Origin of the sequence: Fictibacillus iocasae (assembly GCF_042665465.1) — a bacterium.
GTDB lineage: Bacteria > Bacillota > Bacilli > Bacillales > Fictibacillaceae > Fictibacillus > Fictibacillus iocasae.
Genome location: NZ_JBHTCP010000023.1, coordinates 1 through 599, shown reverse-complemented (window position 1 = coordinate 599; position 599 = coordinate 1). Strand labels below are relative to the sequence as shown.

Sequence of the window (599 nt, the reverse complement as noted above, 5' to 3'; positions counted from 1 at the left end):
CTCCTGGTTTATAACATCCTTCCTGAAAGGGGCAGTGTTTACACTTTTCAATATTGAAATAATAGGTATCGACCTGGTTCGCTCCGACTCCTTTTTTCCCTTGTCGCCCTTTTCGAATGGCCATGTGACCAGCTTTACAGACGTACATTCCTGCGTCCTTGTTGAAGTGAAACTCGTCTTCTTTTTTGCGATAGCCTTGGGTGATGGAAGGGTGCAGCTTGGAAACCAATTGAATGTTGTGGTCTCTACTGTATTCAATGTTCGCCTTTTCTGAGTAAGCGGCATCTCCGATGACCGTTTCGACATTAATTCCCGCATCCTTGCTTTTTTCAATCAGCGTTTGGAGTTCTTTTCCGTCGCTTTTTTCACCTGTCGTAATCGTGGCAGCTGTAATGATTCGTTCTTCCGTCATCGCAAGATGCGTCTTATAGCCAAAGAAAGAAGAGTCTGCACTCTTGTGTCCAACTTTTGCGTCTTCGTCTTCTGAAATCCTCAGGTTTTCCAAGTCGTCTTCGACCATTTCTTTCAATAGATTTAACGGCTCTTTTACTTTGGGATACGCTGAAAGAGAAGAATCGTTTTCAATGATCTCAATGAGT

The 599-nt window shown here is 43.4% G+C and carries 1 protein-coding gene; it reads right to left on the bottom strand.

Annotation, left to right across the window (positions count from 1 at the left end; translation table 11 throughout):
* A partial coding sequence (locus ACFQPF_RS11365; protein WP_379749724.1) for a transposase occupies positions 1-599 on the bottom strand: 599 nt, incomplete at both ends.